Here is a 22,345-nt window from a genome sequence, read left to right on the forward strand (position 1 = left end):
TGCCGTCACTTCCTCACCATCTGGCCATTATCCCAGGTAGAAGTGAACGACCCTGGGGCCCTATCTCGCCCATCGCCTGGGGCTGCCGGCGCGCCTTCAAGCCGCCGCGTACTCCTCGCGCGCCAGCTCGCGCATGAAGGCCGGGCGCAGCCACAGCCGCGGCGGCGCGTCCGCCGTGGCGACGATCACGGCGTTCTGGCCGTAACGCTCCATCAGCTGCTGCAGCAGCGCCGGCGGCGCATCGAACACGGCCAGCAGCGGCTCATGCGGCCGCGCGCTGCCGTCGCGGGCGCGGCCTTCCGCGCTCACGTAACGCAGCTCCGCCTCCTCCAGCCACTCTTCCAGCGTCGCCTGGCGCTGCTGGTTCTCCCCTTCCGGCAGCGTGTCGCTACGCGGGTTGTAGGCCGTGAGCACGGCCAGGCACCGGGCCCCCTGCGCCGCCAGGAAGCCGGGCAGCCCGGCGTTGGGCTCGCCCGGATGCAGCGGCAACTCCAGCCCACTGACGAAGTAATTCGTGTCGGCGTAGCCCGCCAGCAGGTGGTCGGCGTCCTCGGCCGCGCCCGCGCCCGGCTCGGCGGACAGGTCCGGCCCGTCGTCGTCCGGCGCCGGCGCCTCGGGATAGGGATCGGCATGCGCCAGCACGCAGGCGGGCGACTTCACGGCCGCGTCGTCCAGCGCCGGGGGACAAGGCACCTTCACCGACTGCGGCGCCGCCTCGATGGTCTCGGGCCTGAGCTGGCGCTGGCGGGCGGACTCGTCGGTCCATTTCGACTTGCGGTAGGCCACCACCCGGGCGCCGGCCTCGCGCAGCAGCGCCAGCGCTTCCTCGGTGAACACGGTGCCCACGGCCACGATGCCGTCGGCCGCCGGCGGGCCCAGCCGGCGCAGCGCCTTGCGCACCGGCGGCGACATGACCACGTCGCGCGGCGCGTGCGCGAACAGCAGCAGCGAGTACTGCCCTTCGGGCCGCACTGCCTTGCGCACGTCGTCGCGGTAGGCGGGCGGCACGGCCAGGGGAAGTTTCTCGGCGGGGATGCGGGAGCGGAGTACGGGCTTCATGCAGTGCAGTGGAGCAAGCCGCGGGCACGTCGCGCCACCGCGCTACCCCCTATTCCGCGGCCCTCCTCAAGGTCTGCACCACCGGCCGCCGCAGCACCCCGCGCAGGCCCCACCACCCGGCCGCCAGCGCCAGCAGCGCGCCGGCCACCGTGCCGGCCAGCGGCACCAGCGGCGAGCCGTGCCACTCGAACTCGAAGGCATATTTGGCCAGCGCCCAGCCGACCGCCACCGCCGCGACGGAGGCCAGGAAGCCGGCCAGCGCGCCCACGCCCAGCAGTTCCGCGCGCTGCACCGTCTGCAGCAGCGCCCGGCCCGCGCCCAGGGCGCGCATCACCGCGTACTCGCGCTCGCGCGCCTCGCGCGTGGCCGTCACGGCCGCGAACAGCACCACCAGCCCGGCCGCCAGCGTGAAGCCGAACAGGAACTCCACGGCGCGGATCACCTGGTCCAGCACCGCCTGCACCTGCCCCAGCGAGGCCGAGACGTCGATGTTCGTGATGTTCGGAAACTCCCTCACCAGCCGGTTGTCGAAGCCCGGCACCGCCGGGGCGCGGAAGGCGGAGATGTAGGTCGCGGGCACCTCGTCCATGCGCTCGCGCGGGAACATGACGAAGAAGTTCACCCGCATCGAGCCCCAGTCCACCTTGCGCAGGCTGGTGATGCGGCCCTCGTGCATGCCGCCCGCCACGTCGAAGCGCAGCCGGTCGCCCAGCTTCAGGCCCAGCGTCTGCGCCAGGCCTTCCTCCACGCTCACCGCGTCGGGCTCGTCGGGCGTCCACTTGCCGGCGGAAACCTGGTTGTGCCCGGGCATCCTCGCGTCGAAGCTGAGGTTGAACTCGCGCTCGGCCAGGCGCCGCGCGCGGTCCTCGCTCCACTCCTCGCCGCGGATGCTGCGGCCGTTGATGGCCACCAGCCGGCCGCGGAACATCGGGTACCAGTCGTAGCGCTCCACGCCCGCCTCGCGCAGCCGCTGCCGGAAGGGCTCCGCCTGGTCCGGCTGCAGGTTGATGACGAAGCGGTTGGGCGCGTCCGGCGGCGTGGCCCGGCGCCAGCTGTCGATGAGGTCGGTGCGCAGCAGCACCAGCAGCACCAGCGCCAGCAGGCCCACCGCCAGCGCCGACACCTGCAGCACCGCGAAGCCCGGCCGCGCCGCCACCTGCCGCGTCGCCAGCACCAGCCAGCGCGGCGCCCGGCGCGCGCGCGGCACCGTGCGCCGCAGCAGCAGCACCGCGCCCCAGGCGATGAGCGCGAACAGCGCCACCGCGCCGGCGAAGCCGCCCACGGCGATCAAGCCCATCTTCAGGTCCGACGAGGCCGCCACCAGCAGCGCCGCGAAGCCCAGCGTGCCCGCCAGCAGCACCACCAGCGAGGTCGCCTTGAGCTGCCCCACGTCGCGCCGGATCACGCGCAGCGCCGGCACCTTGGCCAGCTGCAGCACCGGCGGCAGCCCGAAGCCGAACAGCAGCGTCAGCCCGACGCCCAGCCCGAAGGCCGCGGGACGCCAGCCGGCGGCGGGCAGCGTGGTTTCCACCAGCGAGCCCAGCAGCAGCACGAACACGAAGTGGATGGCCCAGCCCGCGGCCACCCCCAGCGCGCTGGCGAACAGGCCGACGGCGCCGAACTCCAGCACGTAGGCCGAGGCGATGGCGCGCTGCGGCAGGCCCAGCACGCGCAGCAGCGCGCAGTCGTCGAGGTGGCGCTGCGCGAAGTCGCGCGCCGCGATGGCCACCGCCACCGCCGCCAGCAGCGCCGCCAGCAGCGCCACGAGGTTCAGGAACTTGTTGGCCCGCTCCAGCGTCTGGCGCATCTCGGGGCGGCTGGCCTCCAGCGACTCCGCGCGCACGCCGCGCAGGTTCTGCTTGCGGATCTCCTCCTGCGCCCAGTCCACGAAGCGCTGCACTGCCGCAGCGCCGGCCTTGCCGTCGTCCGGCGCGGCGGCCAGCAGCCGGTAGGTGACGCGGCTGGCGGGCTGGACCAGCCCCGTGGCCTCCAGGTCCGAGGCGCGCAGCATCGCCCGCGGCGCGAAGCTCAGGAAGCCGGCGCCGCGGTCGGGCTCCAGCGAGATCACGCGCTCGATGCGCAGCTTCGCGTCGCCCAGCAGCAGCGCGTCGCCCACGCGCAGCTGCAGCGCGTCCAGCACCGCGGCGTCCACCCACACGCTGCCCGGGCTGGGAATGCCCTGGGCCGGCCGCGCGGGGCCGTCCGGTTGATCGCGCACGCGCAGCTGGCCGCGCAGCGGGTAGCCCTCGGCCACCGCCTTGACCGCCACCAGTCGCGAACCACCGCCCTGCGCCTCCTCCGCCAGCGCCATGCTCGGAAAGCTGGCGTGCTGGGTGACGCGCAAGCCCAGCGCGCGGGCCTGCGCCTCGAAGGCCGGGGGCAGCGGATGGTCCGCCGCGACGCTGGCGTCGCCCCCCAGCAGCGCGCCGGCATCGCGCGCCAGCCCGGCGTTGAGCCGGTCGGCGAAGAAGCCCACCGCCGTGAGCGCCGCCACCGCCAGCAGCACCGCCACCACCAGCAACCGCAGCTCGCCCGCGCGCAGGTCGCGCCAGGTCTGGCGCCAGGCCAGCTTCACGAGCGAAGGTTTCAAACGCGCGCTGGCCGGCGTGGGGGCGGCAGCGCTCGAAGTGGCAAGGGCGTCAGGGGGCAGCGAGCTCATGCCGGGGACGATACCCGAGCGCTGTCAAGCGCCTGAACGCCGGGTGCAAACCCCCGCAACGCCAGGCAGGGGCCGGGCTGCTTCAATGGGCCGCATGAACACCTTGCCCTCGATCTTCCTGTCCCACGGCTCGCCCATGATCACGCTGGAGCCGGGCGCGGCCGGCGCCTTCATGCGGCGGCTGGGCCCGGCCATCGACGCGGCCTTCGGCCGCCCGCGCGCGATCCTGGCGGTGTCGGCGCACTCGCTCACGCGCGAGCCGGTGCTGCTGGCCGCCGCGCGGCACGCGGCGGTGCCGGACTTCGGCGGCTTTCCGCAGGCCCTGTACGAGATGCGCTACGACGCCCCGGGCGCGCCGGCGCTGGCGCAGGAGGTGAAGGCGCTGCTGGCCGAGTCCGGCGTGGCGGCGCACGTGGTGGACGAAGGCGGGCTGGACCACGGCATCTGGACGCCGCTGCGCTACGTCTACCCGGAGGCCGACGTGCCGGTGCTGCCGCTGGCCTGGATGCCCATGGCGCCGCCGGCGCAGCAGTTCGCGCTGGGGCAGGCGCTGGCCGCGCTGCGCGAGCGGGGCGTGCTGGTGATGGGCAGCGGCTCCATCACGCACAACCTGCGCATGCTCTCCACCTTCACCGGCCGCGCGCCGCTGGACGCGCCGGAGAAGGCGGAGAGCGCCGGGTTCCGCCACTGGTTCGCCGAGCGCGCGGCGGAGCGCGACTGGGACGCGCTCTTCGACTACCGGGCCCGCGCCCCGCACGGCGCGCTGATGCACCCGAGCGACGAGCACCTGCTGCCCTGGTACGTCGCGGCCGGCGCGGGCGGACGAGACACCACCCCGCTGCGGCTGCACGAGAGCCACGCCTACGGGGCGCTGGGGATGGATGCGTATGGGTTCGGCGTGGAGGCGCAGAGGCTGCGGGAGGCGCTGGCGGCCTGAGTCAGGGCCGGGCCCGGCCCTGGCTCACTTCGCCGCCGTCGGCAAGGTGCCCTGCACCCCCGCCACGAACCAATCCATGCGCCCGATGGCCGCGTCGTCCAGCGCGCCTTTCTCCAGGCGCACGTGGCCGGACTGGTCCACCAGCCGACCGGCGAAGGGATTCAGCTTGCCCTGCGCGATGGCGCGCTGCTTGGCCAGCACCTCCTCGCGCAGCGCCTGGGGCAGCCTGGGGTTCAGCGCGGCCAGCTCGACCATGCCGTCCTTGATCCCGCCCCACACCGGCGTGGGCTTCCAGCGCTTGTCCATCACCGACTTCGCGACCCGCGTGTAGTAGCCGCCCCAGTTGGCCACCACCGCGGCAAGTTGCGCCTCGGGGGCGAAGCGGCTCATGTCGCTGTGGAAGGCGAGCAGGTGCACGCCCTTCTCCTCGGCCGCCTGCGGCACCGCGGGCGAGGCGCTGTGGTGCGTGAGCACGTCCGCGCCGGCGTGGACCAGCGACAGCGCCGCCTCGCGCTCGCGCGCCGGGTCGAACCAGGTGTTGAGCCACAGCACTTTCACTTGCGCCTTCGGGTTGGCGGCCTGCATGCCCAGTGTGAAGGCGTTGATGCCCTGGATCACCTCCGGCACCGGAAAACCCGCCACGTAGCCGGCCGCCCCACTCTTGCTGACCTTGCCCGCCAGGTAGCCGGCGAGCCAGCGGCCCTCGTAGAAGCGGGCGTTGTAGGTGCCCAGGTTGGCCGCGGTCTTGTAGCCGCCCACGTGCTCGAACTTCGCGTTCGGGAAGTCCGCGGCCACGCGCAGCGCGGGCTCCAGGTAGCCGAAGCTGGTGGCGAAGATCAGCCCGTGGCCCTGCGCCGTCAGGTCGCGCATCACGCGCTCGCTGTCGGGCCCTTCGGGCACGGCTTCCACCACGGTGCTCTTCACGGCGGCGCCCAGCGCCTTCTCCATCGCCAGGCGGCCCTGCTCGTGCTGGTAGGTCCAGCCGGCCTGCCCCACGGGCGTGACGTAGACGAAAGCGGCCTTCAGCGGCGCGGACGGCGCACCGGCGGCGGTCTGGGCAAAGGAGGGAGATGCAGCGACGCACGCGGCGAGCAGCGCGCCGCGCGAGAGGTTTTTGAACATGGTTGTCCTCGACATGGCCACCGGCAAAAACAAACGCGCCGCGGGTGGCGCGCGGCGCGTGAGGGAAGCCGCCATTGTAGGCAGGGGTGGAACCGGAGACGGTGGGGCTTCTCCAATTCCGCACCAAGCTTCAAGAGGAAGAACCCCATGCTGATCCTGATCTGGTCCCTCGCCGCCCTGGGCATCGCGCTGTGCGCGCTGCTGGCCTGGGCGCTGTACGCGCTGCTGCGCATGGACCCCGCCTGGCTCGGCGACCTGCCCGGCCTCGCGCAGCGGCTGCCCTGGCAGGAGGGGCTGGACCACTTCTTCCCCGGCTGGGAGGAACTGCTGCGCTGGGCGGTGGAGGCCGCGCAGTGGCTGCTGGGCTGGGCCGGCAGCGCCGCGCCGGTGGTGGCGTGGGTCTTCTTCGCGCTGTGCGCCAGCTTCGTGCTGGCCGGCGCGGGGCTGCTGACGCTGTCGGTGAAGCTGCTGCGCAAGGCCTCGGCCCGACGCGCTTCGGCCTGAGCCACGGCGCAGACCGGCCCGCGGCGCCGCGGGCCGGTCCTGGCTGGCACGGCCAGCGTTTCCCGGGAGGGATGCATGACCCAGCGACAATGCCCGCGGCCAGCGTCCGCTGGCCGTTTCATTTCAGTTCAGAGCACCCCCGTTGTTGGAGACCTTTCAATGCCCCTGTTGACCCGTCCCCTGCCCCTGCTGGCCCTGGCCGCCGCCCTGACCGCCACCGCTGCCGCCCAGGCGGCCAACGACCACGCCCACTGGGAGTACACCGGCCACGCCGGCGCGGCGAATTGGGGGGACCTGGACAAGTCCTTCGAGACCTGCAAGCTCGGCACCCTCCAGTCGCCCATCGACATCCGCGGCGCGAAGAAGAACGGCGAGCTGCCGGCCATCGGCTTCGGCTACAAGGCCGGCGCGGCCGAGGTGGTCAACAACGGCCACACCATCCAGGTCAACCTGCCCGAAGGCGGCACGGTGAAGCTGGCCTCGGGCGAGTACCAGCTGCTGCAGTTCCACTTCCACACGCCCAGCGAGGAGAAGGTCAACGGCAAGGCTTACCCGCTGGTGGCGCATCTGGTGCACAAGAACGCGGCCAACGAGCTGGCGGTGGTGGGCGTGCTGTTCCGCGAGGGCAAGGCCAACGCCGCGCTGCAGAAGGTGTTCGACGCCATGCCCAAGGAGCCCGGCGCCAAGGCGGCGCTGGACGGCGGCTTCGACACCGCCGCGCTGCTGCCCGCCAAGCAGGGCTACTGGGCCTTCGAGGGCTCGCTGACCACGCCGCCCTGCAGCGAGGGCGTGAAGTGGCAGGTGCTGCGCCAGCCGGTGGAAGTGTCCAAGGACCAGCTCGCGGCCTTCCGCAAGCTCTACCCGATGAACGCCCGCCCGGTGCAGCCGCTCAACGGGCGCATCGTGTTCACCAAGGGGTGATCCGGGCCTGCTTCGAGGCCGAGCCGCCCGGCTGAAGGCCCGCGGCGTCGCCGCTTTCGCGACCCGCGAAAGCTCGACTCGCCACACCGTCATTCCGGCCCCAGGTCTCCCCTCCCACAATGGCGCCCGCACCGCGGCTTCGAAGCCCGCGGCCCCGCCACGACAAGACAGGAGACCCCATGACCGACCTCCCGATCCCGCCCGGCGCCCTCAGCGGCCTCAAGGTCGTCGAGATGGGCCAGCTCATCGCCGGCCCCTTCGCCGGCAAGACGCTGGCGGACTTCGGTGCCGAAGTCATCAAGATCGAGGCCCCCGGCAGCGGCGATCCGCTGCGCAACTGGCGCCTGATCCAGGACGGCACCTCGGTGTGGTGGCAGGTGCAGTCGCGCAACAAGCGCTCCATCGCGCTGGACCTGCGCAGCGCCGAGGGGCAGGACATCGCGCGCCGGCTCATCGGCGAAGCCGACGTGCTGATCGAGAACTTCAGGCCCGGCACGCTGGAGGGCTGGGGCATGTCCTACGAGCAGCTCAGCGCCGCGAACCCCGGGCTGATCATGCTGCGCATCTCCGGCTATGGGCAGACCGGCCCCTACCGCGACCTGCCGGGCTTCGGCGCCATCGGCGAGGCCATGGGCGGCCTGCGCCACCTCACCGGCGAGCCCGGCCGCGTGCCGGTGCGCTGCGGCATCTCCATCGGCGACACGCTGGCGGCGCTGCACGGGACCATCGGCGTGCTCATGGCGCTCTACCACCGCCAGGCGCATGGCGGCAAGGGCCAGGTGATCGACGTGGCGCTGCACGAGGCGGTGTTCAACGTGATGGAGAGCCTGGTGCCCGAGTACAGCGCCTTCGGCGCGGTGCGCGAGGCCGCGGGCAGCGCGCTGCCGGGCATCGCCCCCTCCAACGCCTACCGCTGCGGCGACGGCTACGTGCTCGTCGCGGGCAACGGCGACAGCATCTTCAAGCGCCTGATGTCGGCCATCGGCCGCGACGATCTGGGCAACGACCCGGCGCTGGCCGACAACGCCGGGCGGGTGAAGCGCGTGGCCGAGATCGACGCGGCCATCGAGGCCTGGACGCGAACGCGCAGCGTGGCCGAGGTGATGGAGGTGCTCAACGGCGCGCGCGTGCCGGTGGGCAAGGTCTACACCGCCAAGGACATCGTCGAGGACCCGCACTACCGGGCGCGCGACATGATCCTGCGGCAGCCCACGCGCGACGGGCACGTGGTGGAAGTGCCCGGCATCGTGCCCAAGCTGCTGGGCACCCCGGGCAGCGTGCGCCACTCGGCCCCGAAGCTGGGCGACGACACCGACGCGGTGCTGCGCGAGATCGGGCTCACGGAACAGCAGATCACGGCGCTGCGCGAACGGAAAGTAGTGGCATGAGCAACCAGGTCTGGAACGGCGCCGGGCGGCGCATCTTCATGCAGGAAGTGGGCACCCGCGACGGGTTGCAGGTCGAGCCGGCCTTCGTGCCCACCGAGGACAAGATCGCGCTGGTCAGGAAGTGGGATGCGCTGCTGGGCCCCGCTCAGCGCCGGCCCAGCAGCTCCCGCAGCGTCTTGAGCAGCGCCGGGTCGCTGCCCTCGGCCACGAAGCGCTGCGGGCTGTCCGCGGCGTAGAGGCCGCCGCCCTGCCAGGGGCGCAGCAGCCACAGGCCGCGGTCCCCGCGGCGGTAGGTGATGGCATCGCTGGACCGCGGGCCGCCGGGCGCGGGCACCACCACCCGCACCGTCTTCAAGTCCCGCGGCCCCTTCCAGACCTCGGTGACGGCGATGCGGCCCACGGCCCGCGCCGGCGTGTCGGGCAGCGGCTCGGGCGCGTCGCCGCTCCACTCGCCCACCACGATCAGCTCGGAGTGCCGCACCAGCTCGGCCTCGCTCATGCGTGCCCACATCGCCGCCACCGGCGCTGCGGCCGGCAGGCCCAGCGCGGCGGTCAGGCGCAACAGGCGCCGGCGCGCGGCATCGGGCAGCGGTGCGGGGCCATGCATGCCGCGACTCCGGCTTCAGGCCCGCGCCTTGGCCTTGCGGCGGCGGGCCATGCCCAGCACCACCACCCCCAGCAGCGCCAGCGTGGAGGGCTCGGACACCGGCGAGGGCGTCGGGTCGTTGGTGTCGTTCAACGGGGCGCCATAGAGGTACTGCATGCCGGCGATGTCGTCCGCCTGCGGCCCACTGAAGGACTCGCTGTAGTACGGGTACATCAGCGCGCCGATCTGGTCGGAATGGCCCAGGCCCAGCGCGTGGCCGAGCTCATGGGTGAATACCTGGAAGATGTCGTAGCCCGGGCCGGCGAAGCCAATGGTCCAGCTGTCGCCGGTGTCGAAGTGGATGTCGCCGGCGATGCTGTTGCCGTTGTTGGGCGGGAAGAAGCCATGGGCCAGGACGCCGCCGGTGCCGTTCATGTAGTGGCCGCCGATGCGAATGTCACCCGAAGCCGTGGGGTAGTTGGCACGCGCGCCGTCGTCGGGCACGTACTGGAAGGTCAGGTCGGCCACCGCCGACCAGGCATCGAAGGCACGCTGGATCTCCCCCAGGTAGCCCTGCGGCATGAACGAGCCCAGCGCAACGGTGGTGCAGTCGGTGGAGCTCTCGCCACCCGCCACGTAGCAGTTCACGTCGGAGGGCATCAGGCTCCAGGTGATGGTGGCCCCCGTGCCCAGCGTGGGGCTGCCCCACTTTCCTGGATAGGTCGGCGCGAGGTCGTAGGCCGATGCCACCGTCGGCACGGCCATGGCCGCCACCAGGGCCAGGCTCATCAATGCTTTTTTCATCTTCCTACTGCCTCACATCAAGACCGGCCGGGCGCATCCCAGGTCCATCCGGCCGAAAGCCGGACAGCCAAGTGCAGCGAACCGCGCCAGCCCCCGGGAAATCGAAATATTTTTGTTACATCGTCATTATCGGAAGGAACCTTAGGTTGGCGGGTTGATTTCTTCCGAACTGCGCTGCTGACAGTGGCCAGCCGGTCCGAATTCACGCGGCCTGCCGGCCGTGGGCGGCAGGCGCGCAGGCGCCGCTGCGTGGCGCGGCCCCGGCCGGCAGCGGCCGCTACGCCGGCACGGCGGCGCCCGCCCGCACCCGGCGCCGCTGCACCGCCACGCCCGCCAGGCCGGCGGTGAACAGCAGCAGCGCGGCAGGCTCGGGAATGGGCGCCGGTGGGCCGTAGAGGAAGCGCGCACCGGCGATGTCGTCGGCCTGCGGCCCGCGGAAGGCTTCGGAGTAAACGGAGTTCATCAGCGCCTGCACGCCGGTGACGTGCTCCAACCCGATGGCGTGGCCGATCTCGTGGCTCACGACCTGGAACACGTCAAAGCCCGGGCCGTCGAAGCCGATGGTCCAGTTCTCGGCCGTGTCCAGGAACATGTCGCCAGCCGCGCTGCGGCCGTTGATCGGCGGGAAGTAGGTGAAGGCCAGCGTGCCGTACACGCCGTCCACGTGATGCGCGCCGATGCGGATGTCACCGGAGGCCGTCGAGGCCGCATCGAAGGCCGCGCCGTCGTCGGCCACCTGCTTGAAGGTCAGGCCCGCCACCTTGGACCAGGCGTCGAAGGCCAGCCGGATCTGCTCCAGGTAGCCGGTGGGCATGAAGCTGTCCAGCGCCGTGGTCTTGCAGCCCGAGAACTCCAGTTCGCAGCTCACGCCGCCGCCCATCAGGCTCCAGGTCACGGTGGCCGGAGTACCGAAGGTCGGCGAGCCCCACTTGCCGGGAAAGGTGGGACCGAGCTCGTAGGCCGAAGCCGACAGCGGAGCGGCCAGCAGCGCGGACAGCGCAACGCACATCAGGGATTTCTTCACGGCACCTCCTGAAGGAATGAAGGAGGCTGCACCGGGAAGCGCTGCCACTACCGGCGCGCACCAGGCAAGCCCCGCCGCCGGCAGCGGGGCCACCGGCGGCGGCCAGTATTGGCACGGCCCCCCGGCGCCATGAAGGCGACGGCCCGTACGGGTTGTATGAAGCGGTATCCAACCCCCGGCAATGAGCCATGCCGGCCGGGGTTGGCGAGGGCTTACAGCGCCGCGGCGAACACCGCGTCGAGCTGCCGCTTCCAGCCGTCCCTGGTGGCCTGGTCAACGAAGCTGGCCTCGAAGCTGTTGAGCGCGAGCTGGTAGGCCTCGCGCGCGCCCAGCTGCGGCAGCGCCTCGAACAGCTCGACGAAGTTCTGGTTCAGGTAGCCGCCGAAGTAGGCCGGGTCGTCGGAGTTGACGGTGACAACCAGCCCCTGCTCCAGCAGCGCCGCGATGTTGTGTTCAGCCAGCTTGCTGAACACGCACAGCTTGACGTTGGACAGCGGGCACACCGTCAGCGGCACGCGCTCGCGCGCCAGGCGCTGCACCAGCTCGGGCTTCTCCACGCAGCGCACGCCGTGGTCGATGCGCTCGGCACCGAGCAGGTCCAGCGCCTCCTCGATGTAGGCCGGCGGCCCCTCCTCGCCCGCGTGCGCCACCACGTGCAGGCCCATCGCGCGGCAGCGCTCGAACACGCGCGCGAACTTGGAGGGCGGATGCCCGCGCTCGCTGCTGTCCAGCCCCACGCCGATGAAGTACTGGCGCCAGGGCAGCGACTGCTCCAGCGTCTTGAACGCTTCCTCCTCGCTGAGGTGGCGCAGGAAGCACATGATCAGCCGGCTGCTGATGCCCAGTTCCTGGTGCGCGCGCTGGCAGGCGTGGTGCAGGCCGAGGATCACGGTCTCGAAGGGCACGCCGCGCTCGGTGTGCGTCTGCGGGTCGAAGAACAGCTCGGCGTGCACGACGTTGTCGGCGGCGGCGCGCTCGAAGTAGGCCCAGGCCATGTCGAAGAAGTCTTCCTCCTTGAGCAGCACGCTGGCGCCGGCGTAGTAGATGTCGAGGAAGCTCTGCAGGTCCGTGAAGGCGTAGGCCTCGCGCAGCGCTTCCACGCTCTCGTACTTCAGCGCCACGCCGTTGCGCTGCGCAAGCTTGAAGATCAGCTCGGGCTCCAGCGAGCCTTCGATGTGGATGTGCAGCTCCGCCTTGGGCATGCGGCGCAGCAGCGCGTTCAAGGGTTCGTGGCCGGTCAGGTTGGTCATGGCGGCAGGACGGTTTGAGGGGGTGAGGCTGATTGTGGCGCGGCGGCCGGCCCGAAAAGACACGGGCCGCCGTGCCCGGGAAGGCGACGGCGGCCCGTGCTGCGCGAGACCCGCGGGGCGGGACATGGCCCACCCGATGGCAGCGTGCTTACTTGGCGTTGGGCAGCTTGCCCTCCACGCCCTTCACGTACCAGTTGATCTTGTGCAGGAAGTCGTCGTCGGCGGTTTCGCCGTCCTTGAGCAGCGTCTTGCCGTCCTGGCCGGCGAGGGGGCCCTTCCAGATGGCGAAGCTGCCGTCCTTCAGGCCGGCCTTGACCTTCTCCACCGCTTCCTTGGCGTCGGCGGGCACCTTGTCGGAAACGCTCACCAGGTCGATGGCGCCTTCCTTGACGCCCCACCAGGTGTTGGGGCCGGTCTTCCACGTGCCTTCGAGCATCTCGCCCACGGCCTTCTTGTAGTACGGCGCCCAGTTGATGACGGCCGAGCCCAGGTGCGCGTTGGGGCCGAACTTGCTCATGTCCGAATCCCAGCCGAAGCCGAACTTGCCGGCCTTCTCGGCGGTCTGCAGCACGGCCGAGGAGTCGGTGTTCTGCATCAGCACGTCGGCGCCCTGGTTGATCAGGCTCTGCGCGGCCTCGCCTTCCTTGGGCGGATCGAACCACTTGTTGACCCACACCACCTTGGTCTTGATCTTCGGGTTGACCGACTGCGCGCCCAGGGTGAAGGCGTTGATGTTGCGGATCACCTCGGGAATGGGAATCGAGGCCACCACGCCCAGCGTGTTGGACTGCGTCACCTTGCCAGCGATCACGCCGGCCATGTAGGCGCCCTCGTAGGTGCGGCTGTCGTAGGTGCGCATGTTCTCGGCGCTCTTGTAGCCGGTGGCATGCTCGAAGCGCACGTCCTTGTGGTCCTCGGCCACCTTGAGCATCTGCTCCATGTAGCCGAAGGTGGTGCCGAAGACGAGCTTGTTGCCCTGCGCAACCATGTCGCGGATCACGCGCTCGGCGTCGGCGGCCTCGGGCACGTTCTCGACGAAGCTGGTCTGGATGCGGTCGCCGTATTCCTTCTCCACTTCCAGCCGGGCGCGGTCGTGGGCGTAGGTCCAGCCCGCGTCGCCCACCGGGCCGACGTAGGCGAAGGCCACCTTCAGCGGCTCGGGCTTGGCCGCCGGGGTGGAAGCCGGGGCCGGGGCGGAAACCGCCGGCGCGGCCTCTTCCTTCTTGCCGCAGCCCACCAGGGCAGCGGTGGCCGCCAGCGAGGCCCAGCCGGTCAGGCGCAGCAGCGATCGCTTGGAAATCGTCATGTAAATCCTCTCTTGGGTTTGCGAGGTTGTGGGGTCAGCTTGAGAAAAAACGGCCAGCCTCAGGAGCCGGGGAAGAAGGGCTTGCCCAGCGAGGCCGGCATGTTGGCGCGAATCCACGTGGGGTTGCGCGAGATGAGCACCAGCACCAGCACGGTGGCGAGGTAGGGCAGCATGGTCAGCAGCTGGCTGGCCACCTCCACGCCTTCGCCCTGTAGGTGGAACTGCAGCATCGTGACGCCGCCGAAGAGGTACGCGCCCAGCAGCACGCGCGCCGGACGCCAGGTGGCGAAGGTGGTCAGCGCCAGCGCGATCCAGCCCTTGCCGGCGATCATCCCTTCCACCCACAGCGGCGTGTAGATCACCGAGACGTAGGCGCCCGCGAGCCCGCACAGCGCGCCGCCGGCCATCACCGCCGCCAGGCGGATGCGCCGCACCGGGTAGCCCAGCGCATGCGCCGACTCGGGCGACTCGCCCACCGCGCGCACCACCAGCCCGGCGCGCGAGCGGTAGAGGAACCAGGCCAGGGCCATGGCCAGCGCGATGGCGAGGTACACCATCGGGTGCTGCTTGAAGAACGCCGGGCCCACGAAGGGAAGGTCCGCCAGGCCTGGGATCTCGAAGCGCGCGCGCTCGGGCAGCTTCTCCTGCGTGTAGCGGATGCCCACGAAGGCCGAGAAGCCCGCGCCGAAGAGGCTCAGCGCCAGGCCGGTGGCGTACTGGTTGGTGTTGAGCCAGATCACCAGCGCGCCGAAGGCCGCGGCCAGCAGCGCCCCGGCCAGCGCGCCGGCGCCGAAGGCCAGCACGTCCGAGCCCGTGTGCACCGCGGTGGCGAAGCCGGCGATGGCGGCCACGAGCATCATCCCCTCGGCGCCGAGGTTGAGGATGCCCGCGCGTTCGTTGATCAGCAGACCGAGCGCCGCGATCGCCAGCACGGTGCCGGCGTTGAGCGTGGCGGCCAGCAGCAGGGCGAGCGCTTCCATCAGGCGCTCCTCTGCGCGGTGGCGGCCGCCGCGGCGGCCCGGGCGCCGCGCTGCCAGCGCAGGCGGTAGTGGATGAGCGTGTCGCAGGCCAGCAGGCTGAACAGCAGCAGGCCCTGGAACACGCCGGTGATGGACTTGGGCAGGCCCAGGCGCGACTGCGCCAGTTCTCCACCGATGAAGAACATGCTCATCAGGATGGCGGACAGCGCGATGCCGCCCGGGTGCAGCCGCCCAACGAAGGCGACGATGATTGCGGCGAAACCGTAGCCCGCGGGCACGTGCGGCGTGAGCTGGCCCAGCGGCCCCACGGCCTCCAGCGCGCCGGCCAGGCCCGCCGCGCCGCCGGACAGCAGCAGCGCCGTCCACAACGCGCCGCGCGAGGAGAAGCCCGCATAGCGCGCCGCCAGCGGCGCCAGCCCGCCCACCTGCAACTGGAAGCCGGCGTAGGTGCGGAACAGGAACAGCCAGGCCGCCACCACCGCCCCCAGCGCGATCAGCACGCCGATGTTGGCGCGCAGGCCGTCGATGAGGCGCGGAATCTTGGTTGCGGCGGCAAAGGTGATGGTCTGCGGAAAATTGAAACCCTGCGGGTCCTTCCACGGGCCGTACACCAGGTAGCCCAGCAGCAGCTCGGCCACGTACACCAGCATCAGGCTGACCAGGATTTCATTCGCGTTGAAGCGGTCGCGCAGCAAGGCCGTGATGCCGGCCCAGAGCATGCCGCCCAGCACGCCGGCCAGCAGGATCGGCAGCACGATCCAGCGGCTGGAATCGGGCCCGGCCTGCATGGCCATCCACCCGGCGCCCAGCGCCCCGAGGATGAACTGCCCCTCGGCGCCGATGTTCCAGACGTTGGACCTGAAACACACCGCCAGTCCCAGCGCGATCAGCACCAGCGGCACGGCCTTGATGCTGAGCTCGCCCCAGGCGCGGGCGTCCTTGACGGGTTCGACGAAGAAAAGCTGCAGGCCGCGCACCGGGTCCTTGCCCAGCAGCATGAACAGGGCGATGCCGATGAGCACCGTGAGGGCCAGCGCCAGCAGCGGCGAGGCCCAGGACATGAGGCCGGACGGCTGCGGCCGGGCTTCGAGTTTCAACATGGGGTTCGATCGGAAAGGTCAGGCCACGGCGGCCGCGGCGGGCTGCCCGCCGGATTCGTCCCGCGGCCACAGGCCGCTCATCCAGGCCCCGATCTGCTCGACCGTGGCCTGCGGGGTGGGAATGCTGGGGCTCAGGCGCCCCTGGGCGATGACGACCAGCCGGTCGCTGATCTCGAACAGCTCGTCCAGCTCCTCGCTCACCACCAGCAGCGCGCAGCCGGCGTCGCGCAGCTTGAGCAGCTCGCCGCGGATCTGCGCCGCCGCGCCCACGTCCACGCCCCAGGTCGGCTGGGAGACGATCAACAGCTTGGGCCGGGCGTCGATCTCGCGCCCGACGATGAACTTCTGCAGGTTGCCGCCGGACAGGCTCTTGGCGGCGGCGTGCCAGCCGCCGGCCTTGACGTTGAAGCGCTCGATCAGCGACTGCGCCAGCGCCCTCACCCGCGCCCGGCGCAGCCAGCCGCCGGCGGCCACGGGCTCGGTGCGGGTGAGCAGCACGTTGTCCGCCAGCGACAGGGTGGGCACCGCGCCGCGGCCCAGCCGCTCCTCGGGCACGAAGTGCAGCCCCAGGCGCCGGCGCCGGCGCGGCGAGGCCGTGGCGATGTCGCGGTCGAAGAGCGTGATGCTGCCGCGCGCGGCGCGCCGGTCCTCGCCCGAGAGCGCGGCCATGAGCTCCTGCTGGCCGTTGCCGGAGACGCCGGCCACGCCGACGATCTCGCCGGCGCGCACCTGCAGCGCGATGTCCTGCAGCGTGGTGCCGAACACGTCCTGGCGCTCCAGCCGCAGGCCCTTGACCGCCAGCACCACGTCGCCGGGCGTGGTGGCGGCGTGGCGCAGCTGCGGCGGCTCGCTGCCGATCATCAGGCGCGACAGCGAGGCGTTGGTCTCCCGCGTCGGATCGACCTCCCCCGTCACCTTGCCGCCGCGCAGCACGGTGCAGTGGTGGCACAGGCTGCGGATCTCGTCGAGCTTGTGGCTGATGTAGAGGATCGAGCAGCCTTGGCTGGCAAGCTGGCGCAGCGTCACGAACAGCTTCTCCACCGCCTGCGGCGTGAGCACGGAGGTGGGCTCGTCCAGGATCAACAGCTGCGGCCGGCCCATGAGCGCGCGCACGATCTCCACGCGCTGGCGCTCGCCGACGGAGAGGCTGTGCACGGGCCGCATCGGGTCCACTTCGAGCCCGTACTCCTTGGACACCTCGCGCATGCGCGAGACGACCTCGGGCAGCGCCATGGACTTGTCCAGGCCCAGCCAGACGTTCTCGGCGGCGGTGAGGGTGTCGAAGAGCGAGAAGTGCTGGAACACCATGGAGATGCCCAGCGCCCTGGCCTCGTGCGGGTTGCGCACCTGCACGGGGCGGCCGTTCCAGCGGATTTCTCCTTCATCCGGGCGCACGGCGCCGTAGATGATCTTCATCAGGGTGGACTTGCCGGCGCCGTTCTCGCCCAGCACGGCGTGGATCTGTCCGGGTGCGACGCGAAGGCTCACGCCGTCATTGGCCTTCACGGCCGGGTACTGCTTGCTGATCCCCACCAGCTCCAGGCGCAACATGGACGGTGAAACTCCCTTGGATGCCGGCTGGTGCGCCGGAAAAAGTCGTGATTGTGCTATGGCGCAACGGGCCTTCCGCCCCAGCGCGGTGCGTCGGTGGCCGGCGGGCGGGACGAGCGCCACGGCCGGGCTGTTACAGGGTGCAGCTTTCGTGCCGGATTCACGCGCTTGCGTTGCTTCCCTCCCAGGCGCCGCACTTTGCCCATCGTCAAGCTCACGGCATTGACGGCCTGGAAGTGCCGGCTGCAACCGCACGGGACCATTCACACCCCGGCTTCCAGGCCGATAGCCAGGCCACCCCGTCGCCTGTACCGGGGCTCTAAAGCCGTTCGCAGTCGTGAAGTACCTCCTCACCCGCCGCCAGCTCAACCTGGGCCTGGCCGCCGCGCTGGCGGCGCCGGCCATGGGCTCGGCCTCAACCTGGCCCAGCAAACCCATCCGCCTCATCGTGCCCTACCCGCCGGGCGGCTTCACCGACGTGACGGCGCGCCTGGTCGGGCAGAAGCTCGCCGAGGCGCTGGGGCAGCCGGTGCGCATCGACAACAAGCCCGGCGCCAACGGCACCATCGGCGTCGATGCGCTCGCGAAGTCGGCGCCCGACGGCCACACCTTCGCCGTCGTCATCGCCGCGCACGCGGCCAACACCTCGCTGTACGCGCGGCTGCCCTACGACCCGGCATCCTGGCGCCCGCGGGAACCCCGCCGGCGGTGCTGCGCCGCGTTGCGGATGAGGTGGCCCGCATCGTCAGGCACGAGGACACCCGCGCCCGGCTCGAAACCATGGGCACGCTGCCCGTGGGCAGCACGGCCGAGGCATTCGAGAGCTTCATCGCCGCCGAGACGGCGAAGTGGCGCGGCGTCATCCGCACGGCCCGGATCGCGCTGGACTGAGGGCCGGCCGGATCGGCCCTCTCTCGCGCCTACAGGCGCAACGCGAACCGCCACCCGTCACGGCCTTGCGCCGCCGTCCCGGCGTTGCGCCGCCAGCCGCTCGCGCAGCCCGCGCGCGGCCGGACGCATCGGCGTGCGGTGCGCCGTCCAGCCGCCCTGCGACGCCGGCACGAGCGCGTGCAGCCGATGGCCCAGGCGCAGCGCACCGCGGTACAGGCGCGGACGCTCGTTGAGCCAGGCCCACAGCTTCCAGGCCAGCGCCTCGCGCCAGTCCTTGGCGCTGCCCTGCCCCGCCAGCGGCGGATGCCCGGGGTCCGGCTCGTGCTTCGCGGCGTGGCGCAGCTGCATCAGCAGGTCCGGGATGGGAATGCCCACCGGGCACACCTCCGCGCAGGCGCCGCACAGGCTGCTGGCGGTGGGCAGGTCCTGCGTGGGCTCCAGCCCCAGCAGGTGCGGCGAGATGATGGAGCCGATGGGCCCCGGGTAGGTCGTGCCGTAGGCCAGGCCACCGATGCGCGCGTACACCGGGCAGTGGTTCATGCACGCGCCGCAGCGGATGCACTGCAGCGTGGGGCGGAAGTCCGCATCGCGGTAGGCCTGGCTGCGGCCGTTGTCCAGCAGGATCAGGTGCAGTTCGCGCGGCCCGTCGAGCTCGCCTGCGCGCCGCGGGCCGGAGATGGCGTTGAAGTAGGTCGTCACCGCCTGCCCGGTGGCCGAGCGCGTGAGCAGGCTGAACAGCGGCAGCACATGCTCGAAGCGCTCCACCACCTTCTCGATGCCGGTGATGGCGATGTGCACCTCCGGCACCGTGGTGCACATGCGGCCGTTGCCCTCGTTCTCCACCAGCACCAGCGTGCCGGTGTCGGCCACCATGAAGTTCACGCCCGAGACGCCGATCTTCGCGTCGCGGAACTCGTTGCGCAGTACACGGCGGCCGATGGCGATGAGCTCGTCCACGTCCTCGGTGTAGGGCGTCTCGGGAATGCGCTCGGCGAACAGCGCGGCGATCTGCTCCTTGGTCTTGTGGATCGCCGGCATGATGATGTGGCTGGGCCGCTCGCCGGCGAGCTGCACGATGTACTCGCCCATGTCCGACTCCAGGCAGTCCACGCCGGCCTCGGCCATGCGGTGGTTCAGCTCGATCTCCTCGCTGACCATCGACTTGCCCTTGATCATCCGGTTGGCGCCGTGCGCGCGCGCCAGCGCCAGGAAGATCGCGTTGGCTTCCTGCGGCGTGGAGGCCCAGTGCACCTTCACGCCACGCTCGGTCAGGCGCTGCTCCAGGCGCTCCAGCAGGTCGGGCAACTTGGACAGGCTGTACTGGCGGATGGCCTCGCCCACGTGGCGCAGCGCGTCGAAGCCGGCCGCGTCGCCGAAATGGGACGCGCGCTTGGCCTGCAGGAAGTCCATCGCGCTCCTGAAGCTGCGGCGCAGGTGCGCGTCGTCCACGGCCTCGCGCGTGCGCGCCTTGAAGGCGCGCGGATCGACGAAGTGCAGCGGCGCCTCGGCCACCGTGCTGGAAGGCGTGTCCTGGTGCGTCAGTTGAGTGCTCATCGCGGCTCCTGGGCGGCTTGCAGGTCGTTCACCAGCACGATCACGAGCTCCCGGGGCCCGTGCGCGCCGAAGGCCAGCACCTGCTGGATGTCGGCGGTCTTGGACGGGCCGGTGACCAGCAGCAGGTTGGTGGGCATGTCGTCCTGGGCGGCGGTGACGGCGCTCATCGCCGCCGGCAGCCCGGCATACAGGCGGCTGGCGCGCAGCACCGCCACGTGCAGCGGCGGCACCAGCGACAGCGTGCGCGGCTCATGCGCGCCCGGGCGCAGCACCAGCGTGCCGGTGTCGGCGATCCCGGCCTCGGCACCGGTGACGCCGGCGTCGATGGCATCGAAGAGCTCGCCCTTCCACTGCGCCAGCGGCGTGTCGAAGCGGCGTACCTGCAGCCCGTGCAGCGCGGTGTCCAGGCCGGGCTGCAGCGTGCTGGCGGCACCGATGGCCACGCGGGCACACCCGCGCTGCGCCAGCGCCTGGCGCACCACCTGCGGCCAGTCGGCCTCGGACGCGTGCAGCACCTCGGCACGCCAGCCCCGGGCCGCGGTCTCGAAGGGGGCCAGCAGCGTGGCCGGGTCCACGCGCGGGCCGCGGCTGCCGCGGCCATAAGGCCCATCGAGGTAGGGCGAGAGATCGGGCTGGCGCAACGGCGCGGCCGGCGCGGCGGCGCGCAGCGCGCCCAGGATAGCGGCGCGGGCGCCGCGGGTGTCGGGCAGGTTCATGGCAGAGGGCTCCCGGGGTGTTCAGTCCGTGACTTGCTGCGCGGCATCGCGCGCGCCCAGGCGCTCGCGCACGAAGCTCGCCAGGTGCACGCAGCGCGGCAGGGTCTCGCCCGCGGCGCGGCGCTTCTCGGCGGCGTGGTGCAGGTTGAGCAGGCAACCGCAATCGGCGCTCACGAGGACCTGCGCGCCGCAGTCGCGTATGGCATCGAGCTTGTCGCCGACCATGGCCCCGGAGATGGCCGGGTGCCGGGCCGAGAAGGTGCCGCCGAAGCCGCAGCACTCGGCCACGCGCGCCTGCTCGACCAGCTCCACGCCGGGCAGCGCGCGCAGCAGCGCCTCGCTGGGCTGGTGCGTGCCCATCTCGCGCCGCGCCGAGCACGAGGTATGCAGGGCCACCTTCAGCCGCGGCGTGGGCGACGCCGAGGCCGGCTCGGCCAGGCCGAGCACGTCGCGCGCGAAGGCACTGAACTCCACCACGCGGGCGCCGATCGCGCGGGCCTGGGCCGCCAGGGCCGGATCGTGCTCGAAGAGCCTGGGCCAGTGGTGCACCATCATCCCGGCACAGGAGCCCGAAGGCACGACCACCGGCCAGGGCTGCGGAAACAGGTCCAGCTGCGCGCGCGCCACGCGGCGTGCCTCGTCGGTGTAGCCGCTGGTGTAGGCCGGCTGCCCGCAGCAGCTCTGCGCCTCGGGAAACTCCACCTCGATGCCGGCGGCGCGGATGAGCTCGATGGCATCCATACCGGCCTGCGGCGCCATCACATCGACCAGGCAGGTGGAAAAGAAGTAGACCCGCGCCGGGCGGCTCCGGCCTTGGCTCGTGGTGCTGGACATGTCGCTTCCTTCCTTGATGAGTACTGCACGGCGGGGCGCCTTTCATGGCCGGCCCCTCTCCTGCAGCGAACCTAAAATTGAACCTTTCGGATGCCGCCGGAGCCGCCGGCACTGCCAGCGCCGCCACGCCGATGTCCCGACCGCAACGCCTTCCGCCGATCCATGCCCTGGCCGCGTTCGAGAGCGCCGCGCGGCTGGGCGGCTTCGCGCAAGCGGCCATCGAGCTGTGCATCACGCCCAGCGCGGTGAGCCACCGCATCCGGCAGCTCGAAGCCCATCTCGGCGAGCCGCTGTTCGAGCGGCTGCCCACCGGCGTGCGCTTGAGCGAGGCGGGCCAGCGTTACCTGCTCGGGGTGCGCGAGGCCTTCGACAAGCTCTACGGCCTGACGCGCAGCACGCCACAGGAAATACGCCGGCTGCGCGTGGGCTCGCCGCCCACCTTTGCGCGCAACCTGCTCATCCCCCGGTTGCCGGAGTTCTACCAACAGTGGCCCGACATCGAAATCGAGGTCGCGATCGCCTTGCCGATGGAAGAGCGGCCCGAGCGCCACGACGTGGACATCCGCTTCGGCTCGGGCGCCTTCGACGAGCGCAGCAGCATCCGGCTGTTCGAGGACCGCCTGGAAGCGCTCGCCGCGCCGCGCTACGTGGAGTCGCGCGGGCTGCGGCATCCACGGGACCTGGCGCGCGCCGAGTTGCTGCGCAGCCCGCTGCTGCCGTGGCAGCCCTGGCTGGCCGCGGCGGGCCTGGACTGGGCCGAGCCCGCGCGGGGCCCGCTGTTCACCGACCTCGGCATCCTGCTCGAAGCCGCGGCCAGCGGCCTGGGCGTGGCCGTGTGCGGCCATCAGGTGTCGGCCACCTGGCAGCGCACGGGCCAGCTCGTGCCGCTGTTCGGCGTGACGGCGCCCGCACCCAGCAGCTACTTCATGCTGGTTGACGAGGCGCTGTCGCAGCGCCCCGAAGTCCTGGCATTCACCGACTGGTTGCGTTCCAGCCTGTCCTGAGCGCGCCCTGCCCCGCCGGTACGCGGCGGCGCGGGCGCATTCGTACCGGAGCGCGTGTCGCATAGGGGAGCCGGCCAGGCGCTCGGGTCGATCAGTGGACCACCAGCAGCGTGAAGGGCCAGACGTAAGCCTGCATCGTCACGAAGATGCCCACC

19 protein-coding genes and 2 pseudogenes are annotated in these 22,345 nt (G+C 71.6%); 7 read left to right on the forward strand and 14 right to left on the reverse strand.

The features are described 5' to 3' along the window. Positions 1-96: 96 nt before the first annotated feature. Both Q0741_RS07035 and Q0741_RS07040 read right to left on the reverse strand, forming a co-directional pair. The gene (locus Q0741_RS07035) at positions 97-1,059 is read right to left on the reverse strand and encodes a DUF3293 domain-containing protein (RefSeq protein WP_298232488.1); all 963 of its coding nucleotides are present in this window, start codon (positions 1,057-1,059) and stop codon (positions 97-99) included. Positions 1,060-1,108: 49 nt separating this feature from the next. After that, a complete protein-coding gene (locus Q0741_RS07040) occupies positions 1,109-3,649 on the reverse strand; it encodes an FtsX-like permease family protein (protein WP_298232489.1) in 2,541 nt (846 codons plus the stop codon). Positions 3,650-3,812: 163 nt separating this feature from the next. Here Q0741_RS07040 and Q0741_RS07045 point away from each other — a divergent pair, with 163 nt between their 5' ends. Continuing rightward, complete coding sequence (locus tag Q0741_RS07045) at positions 3,813-4,655, forward strand: class III extradiol ring-cleavage dioxygenase (protein WP_298232490.1); 843 nt, start codon at positions 3,813-3,815, stop codon at positions 4,653-4,655. Between the two features lie 24 nt (positions 4,656-4,679). Here Q0741_RS07045 and Q0741_RS07050 read toward each other — a convergent pair whose 3' ends face one another. Then, the gene (locus Q0741_RS07050; protein WP_298232491.1) at positions 4,680-5,777 is read right to left on the reverse strand and encodes a BMP family ABC transporter substrate-binding protein; all 1,098 of its coding nucleotides are present in this window, start codon (positions 5,775-5,777) and stop codon (positions 4,680-4,682) included. A gap of 147 nt (positions 5,778-5,924) precedes the next feature. On the opposite strand from Q0741_RS07050, the gene Q0741_RS07055 reads away from it, so the two are divergent. The 4 genes and pseudogenes from Q0741_RS07055 to Q0741_RS28870 all read left to right on the forward strand — a co-directional run. Further along, positions 5,925-6,281, forward strand: a complete 357-nt coding sequence (locus Q0741_RS07055; RefSeq protein WP_298232492.1) for a hypothetical protein — start codon at positions 5,925-5,927, stop codon at positions 6,279-6,281. Positions 6,282-6,440: 159 nt separating this feature from the next. After that, on the forward strand, positions 6,441-7,202 hold the full coding sequence (locus Q0741_RS07060) for a carbonic anhydrase (protein WP_367184079.1): 762 nt from the start codon (positions 6,441-6,443) through the stop codon (positions 7,200-7,202). 179 nt (positions 7,203-7,381) lie between these two features. Then, positions 7,382-8,590: a CoA transferase gene (locus Q0741_RS07065; protein WP_298232493.1), complete on the forward strand. Its 1,209-nt coding sequence runs from the start codon at positions 7,382-7,384 to the stop codon at positions 8,588-8,590. Further along, a pseudogene (locus Q0741_RS28870) lies at positions 8,587-8,706 on the forward strand (hydroxymethylglutaryl-CoA lyase); the annotation flags it as partial. The gene Q0741_RS07065 and the pseudogene Q0741_RS28870, both read left to right, overlap by 4 nt. A gap of 29 nt (positions 8,707-8,735) precedes the next feature. Here Q0741_RS28870 and Q0741_RS07075 read toward each other — a convergent pair. From Q0741_RS07075 to Q0741_RS07110, 8 genes are all read right to left on the reverse strand, one after another. Further along, positions 8,736-9,197, reverse strand: coding sequence for a hypothetical protein (locus Q0741_RS07075; protein WP_298232495.1), 462 nt, complete (start codon positions 9,195-9,197; stop codon positions 8,736-8,738). A 15-nt stretch (positions 9,198-9,212) separates the two neighbouring features. Beyond that, positions 9,213-9,980 carry a matrixin family metalloprotease gene (locus tag Q0741_RS07080; RefSeq protein ID WP_298232496.1) on the reverse strand — a complete coding sequence of 256 codons (768 nt, stop codon included), beginning with the start codon at positions 9,978-9,980 and terminating at the stop codon, positions 9,213-9,215. Positions 9,981-10,257: 277 nt separating this feature from the next. Continuing rightward, positions 10,258-11,004, reverse strand: coding sequence for a matrixin family metalloprotease (locus tag Q0741_RS07085; RefSeq protein ID WP_298232497.1), 747 nt, complete (start codon positions 11,002-11,004; stop codon positions 10,258-10,260). 212 nt (positions 11,005-11,216) lie between these two features. Further along, a complete protein-coding gene (locus tag Q0741_RS07090) occupies positions 11,217-12,254 on the reverse strand; it encodes an adenosine deaminase (protein ID WP_298232498.1) in 1,038 nt (345 codons plus the stop codon). A gap of 148 nt (positions 12,255-12,402) precedes the next feature. Next, a complete protein-coding gene (locus tag Q0741_RS07095; RefSeq protein ID WP_298232499.1) occupies positions 12,403-13,560 on the reverse strand; it encodes a BMP family ABC transporter substrate-binding protein in 1,158 nt (385 codons plus the stop codon). Between the two features lie 59 nt (positions 13,561-13,619). After that, positions 13,620-14,540, reverse strand: coding sequence for an ABC transporter permease (locus Q0741_RS07100; RefSeq protein ID WP_298232500.1), 921 nt, complete (start codon positions 14,538-14,540; stop codon positions 13,620-13,622). Beyond that, a complete protein-coding gene (locus Q0741_RS07105; protein ID WP_298232501.1) occupies positions 14,540-15,640 on the reverse strand; it encodes an ABC transporter permease in 1,101 nt (366 codons plus the stop codon). The genes Q0741_RS07100 and Q0741_RS07105 overlap by 1 nt, the downstream gene beginning before the upstream one ends. Positions 15,641-15,658: 18 nt before the next feature. After that, positions 15,659-17,191 (reverse strand): ABC transporter ATP-binding protein, encoded by a 1,533-nt coding sequence (locus tag Q0741_RS07110; protein WP_298232502.1) that lies wholly within the window; start codon positions 17,189-17,191, stop codon positions 15,659-15,661. 403 nt (positions 17,192-17,594) lie between these two features. Here Q0741_RS07110 and Q0741_RS07115 point away from each other — a divergent pair. Then, positions 17,595-18,082: pseudogene (locus Q0741_RS07115) on the forward strand (tripartite tricarboxylate transporter substrate-binding protein). Positions 18,083-18,139: 57 nt separating this feature from the next. Here the strand turns inward: Q0741_RS07115 and Q0741_RS07120 are convergent. Genes Q0741_RS07120 through Q0741_RS07130 form a run of 3 tightly spaced genes read right to left on the reverse strand, consistent with a single transcriptional unit; the run spans position 18,140 to position 21,186 of the window. After that, complete coding sequence (locus Q0741_RS07120) at positions 18,140-19,594, reverse strand: LutB/LldF family L-lactate oxidation iron-sulfur protein (protein WP_298232507.1); 1,455 nt, start codon at positions 19,592-19,594, stop codon at positions 18,140-18,142. Positions 19,595-19,632: 38 nt separating this feature from the next. Beyond that, a complete protein-coding gene (locus Q0741_RS07125; RefSeq protein WP_298232503.1) occupies positions 19,633-20,352 on the reverse strand; it encodes a lactate utilization protein C in 720 nt (239 codons plus the stop codon). Between the two features lie 21 nt (positions 20,353-20,373). Beyond that, positions 20,374-21,186: a (Fe-S)-binding protein gene (locus Q0741_RS07130; RefSeq protein ID WP_298232504.1), complete on the reverse strand. Its 813-nt coding sequence runs from the start codon at positions 21,184-21,186 to the stop codon at positions 20,374-20,376. Between the two features lie 131 nt (positions 21,187-21,317). Here Q0741_RS07130 and Q0741_RS07135 point away from each other — a divergent pair, with 131 nt between their 5' ends. Next, a complete protein-coding gene (locus Q0741_RS07135; RefSeq protein ID WP_298232505.1) occupies positions 21,318-22,190 on the forward strand; it encodes a LysR substrate-binding domain-containing protein in 873 nt (290 codons plus the stop codon). Positions 22,191-22,345 lie beyond the last annotated feature (155 nt).

This window comes from uncultured Azohydromonas sp., from assembly GCF_937926365.1.
Lineage (GTDB): Bacteria > Pseudomonadota > Gammaproteobacteria > Burkholderiales > Burkholderiaceae_C > Azohydromonas.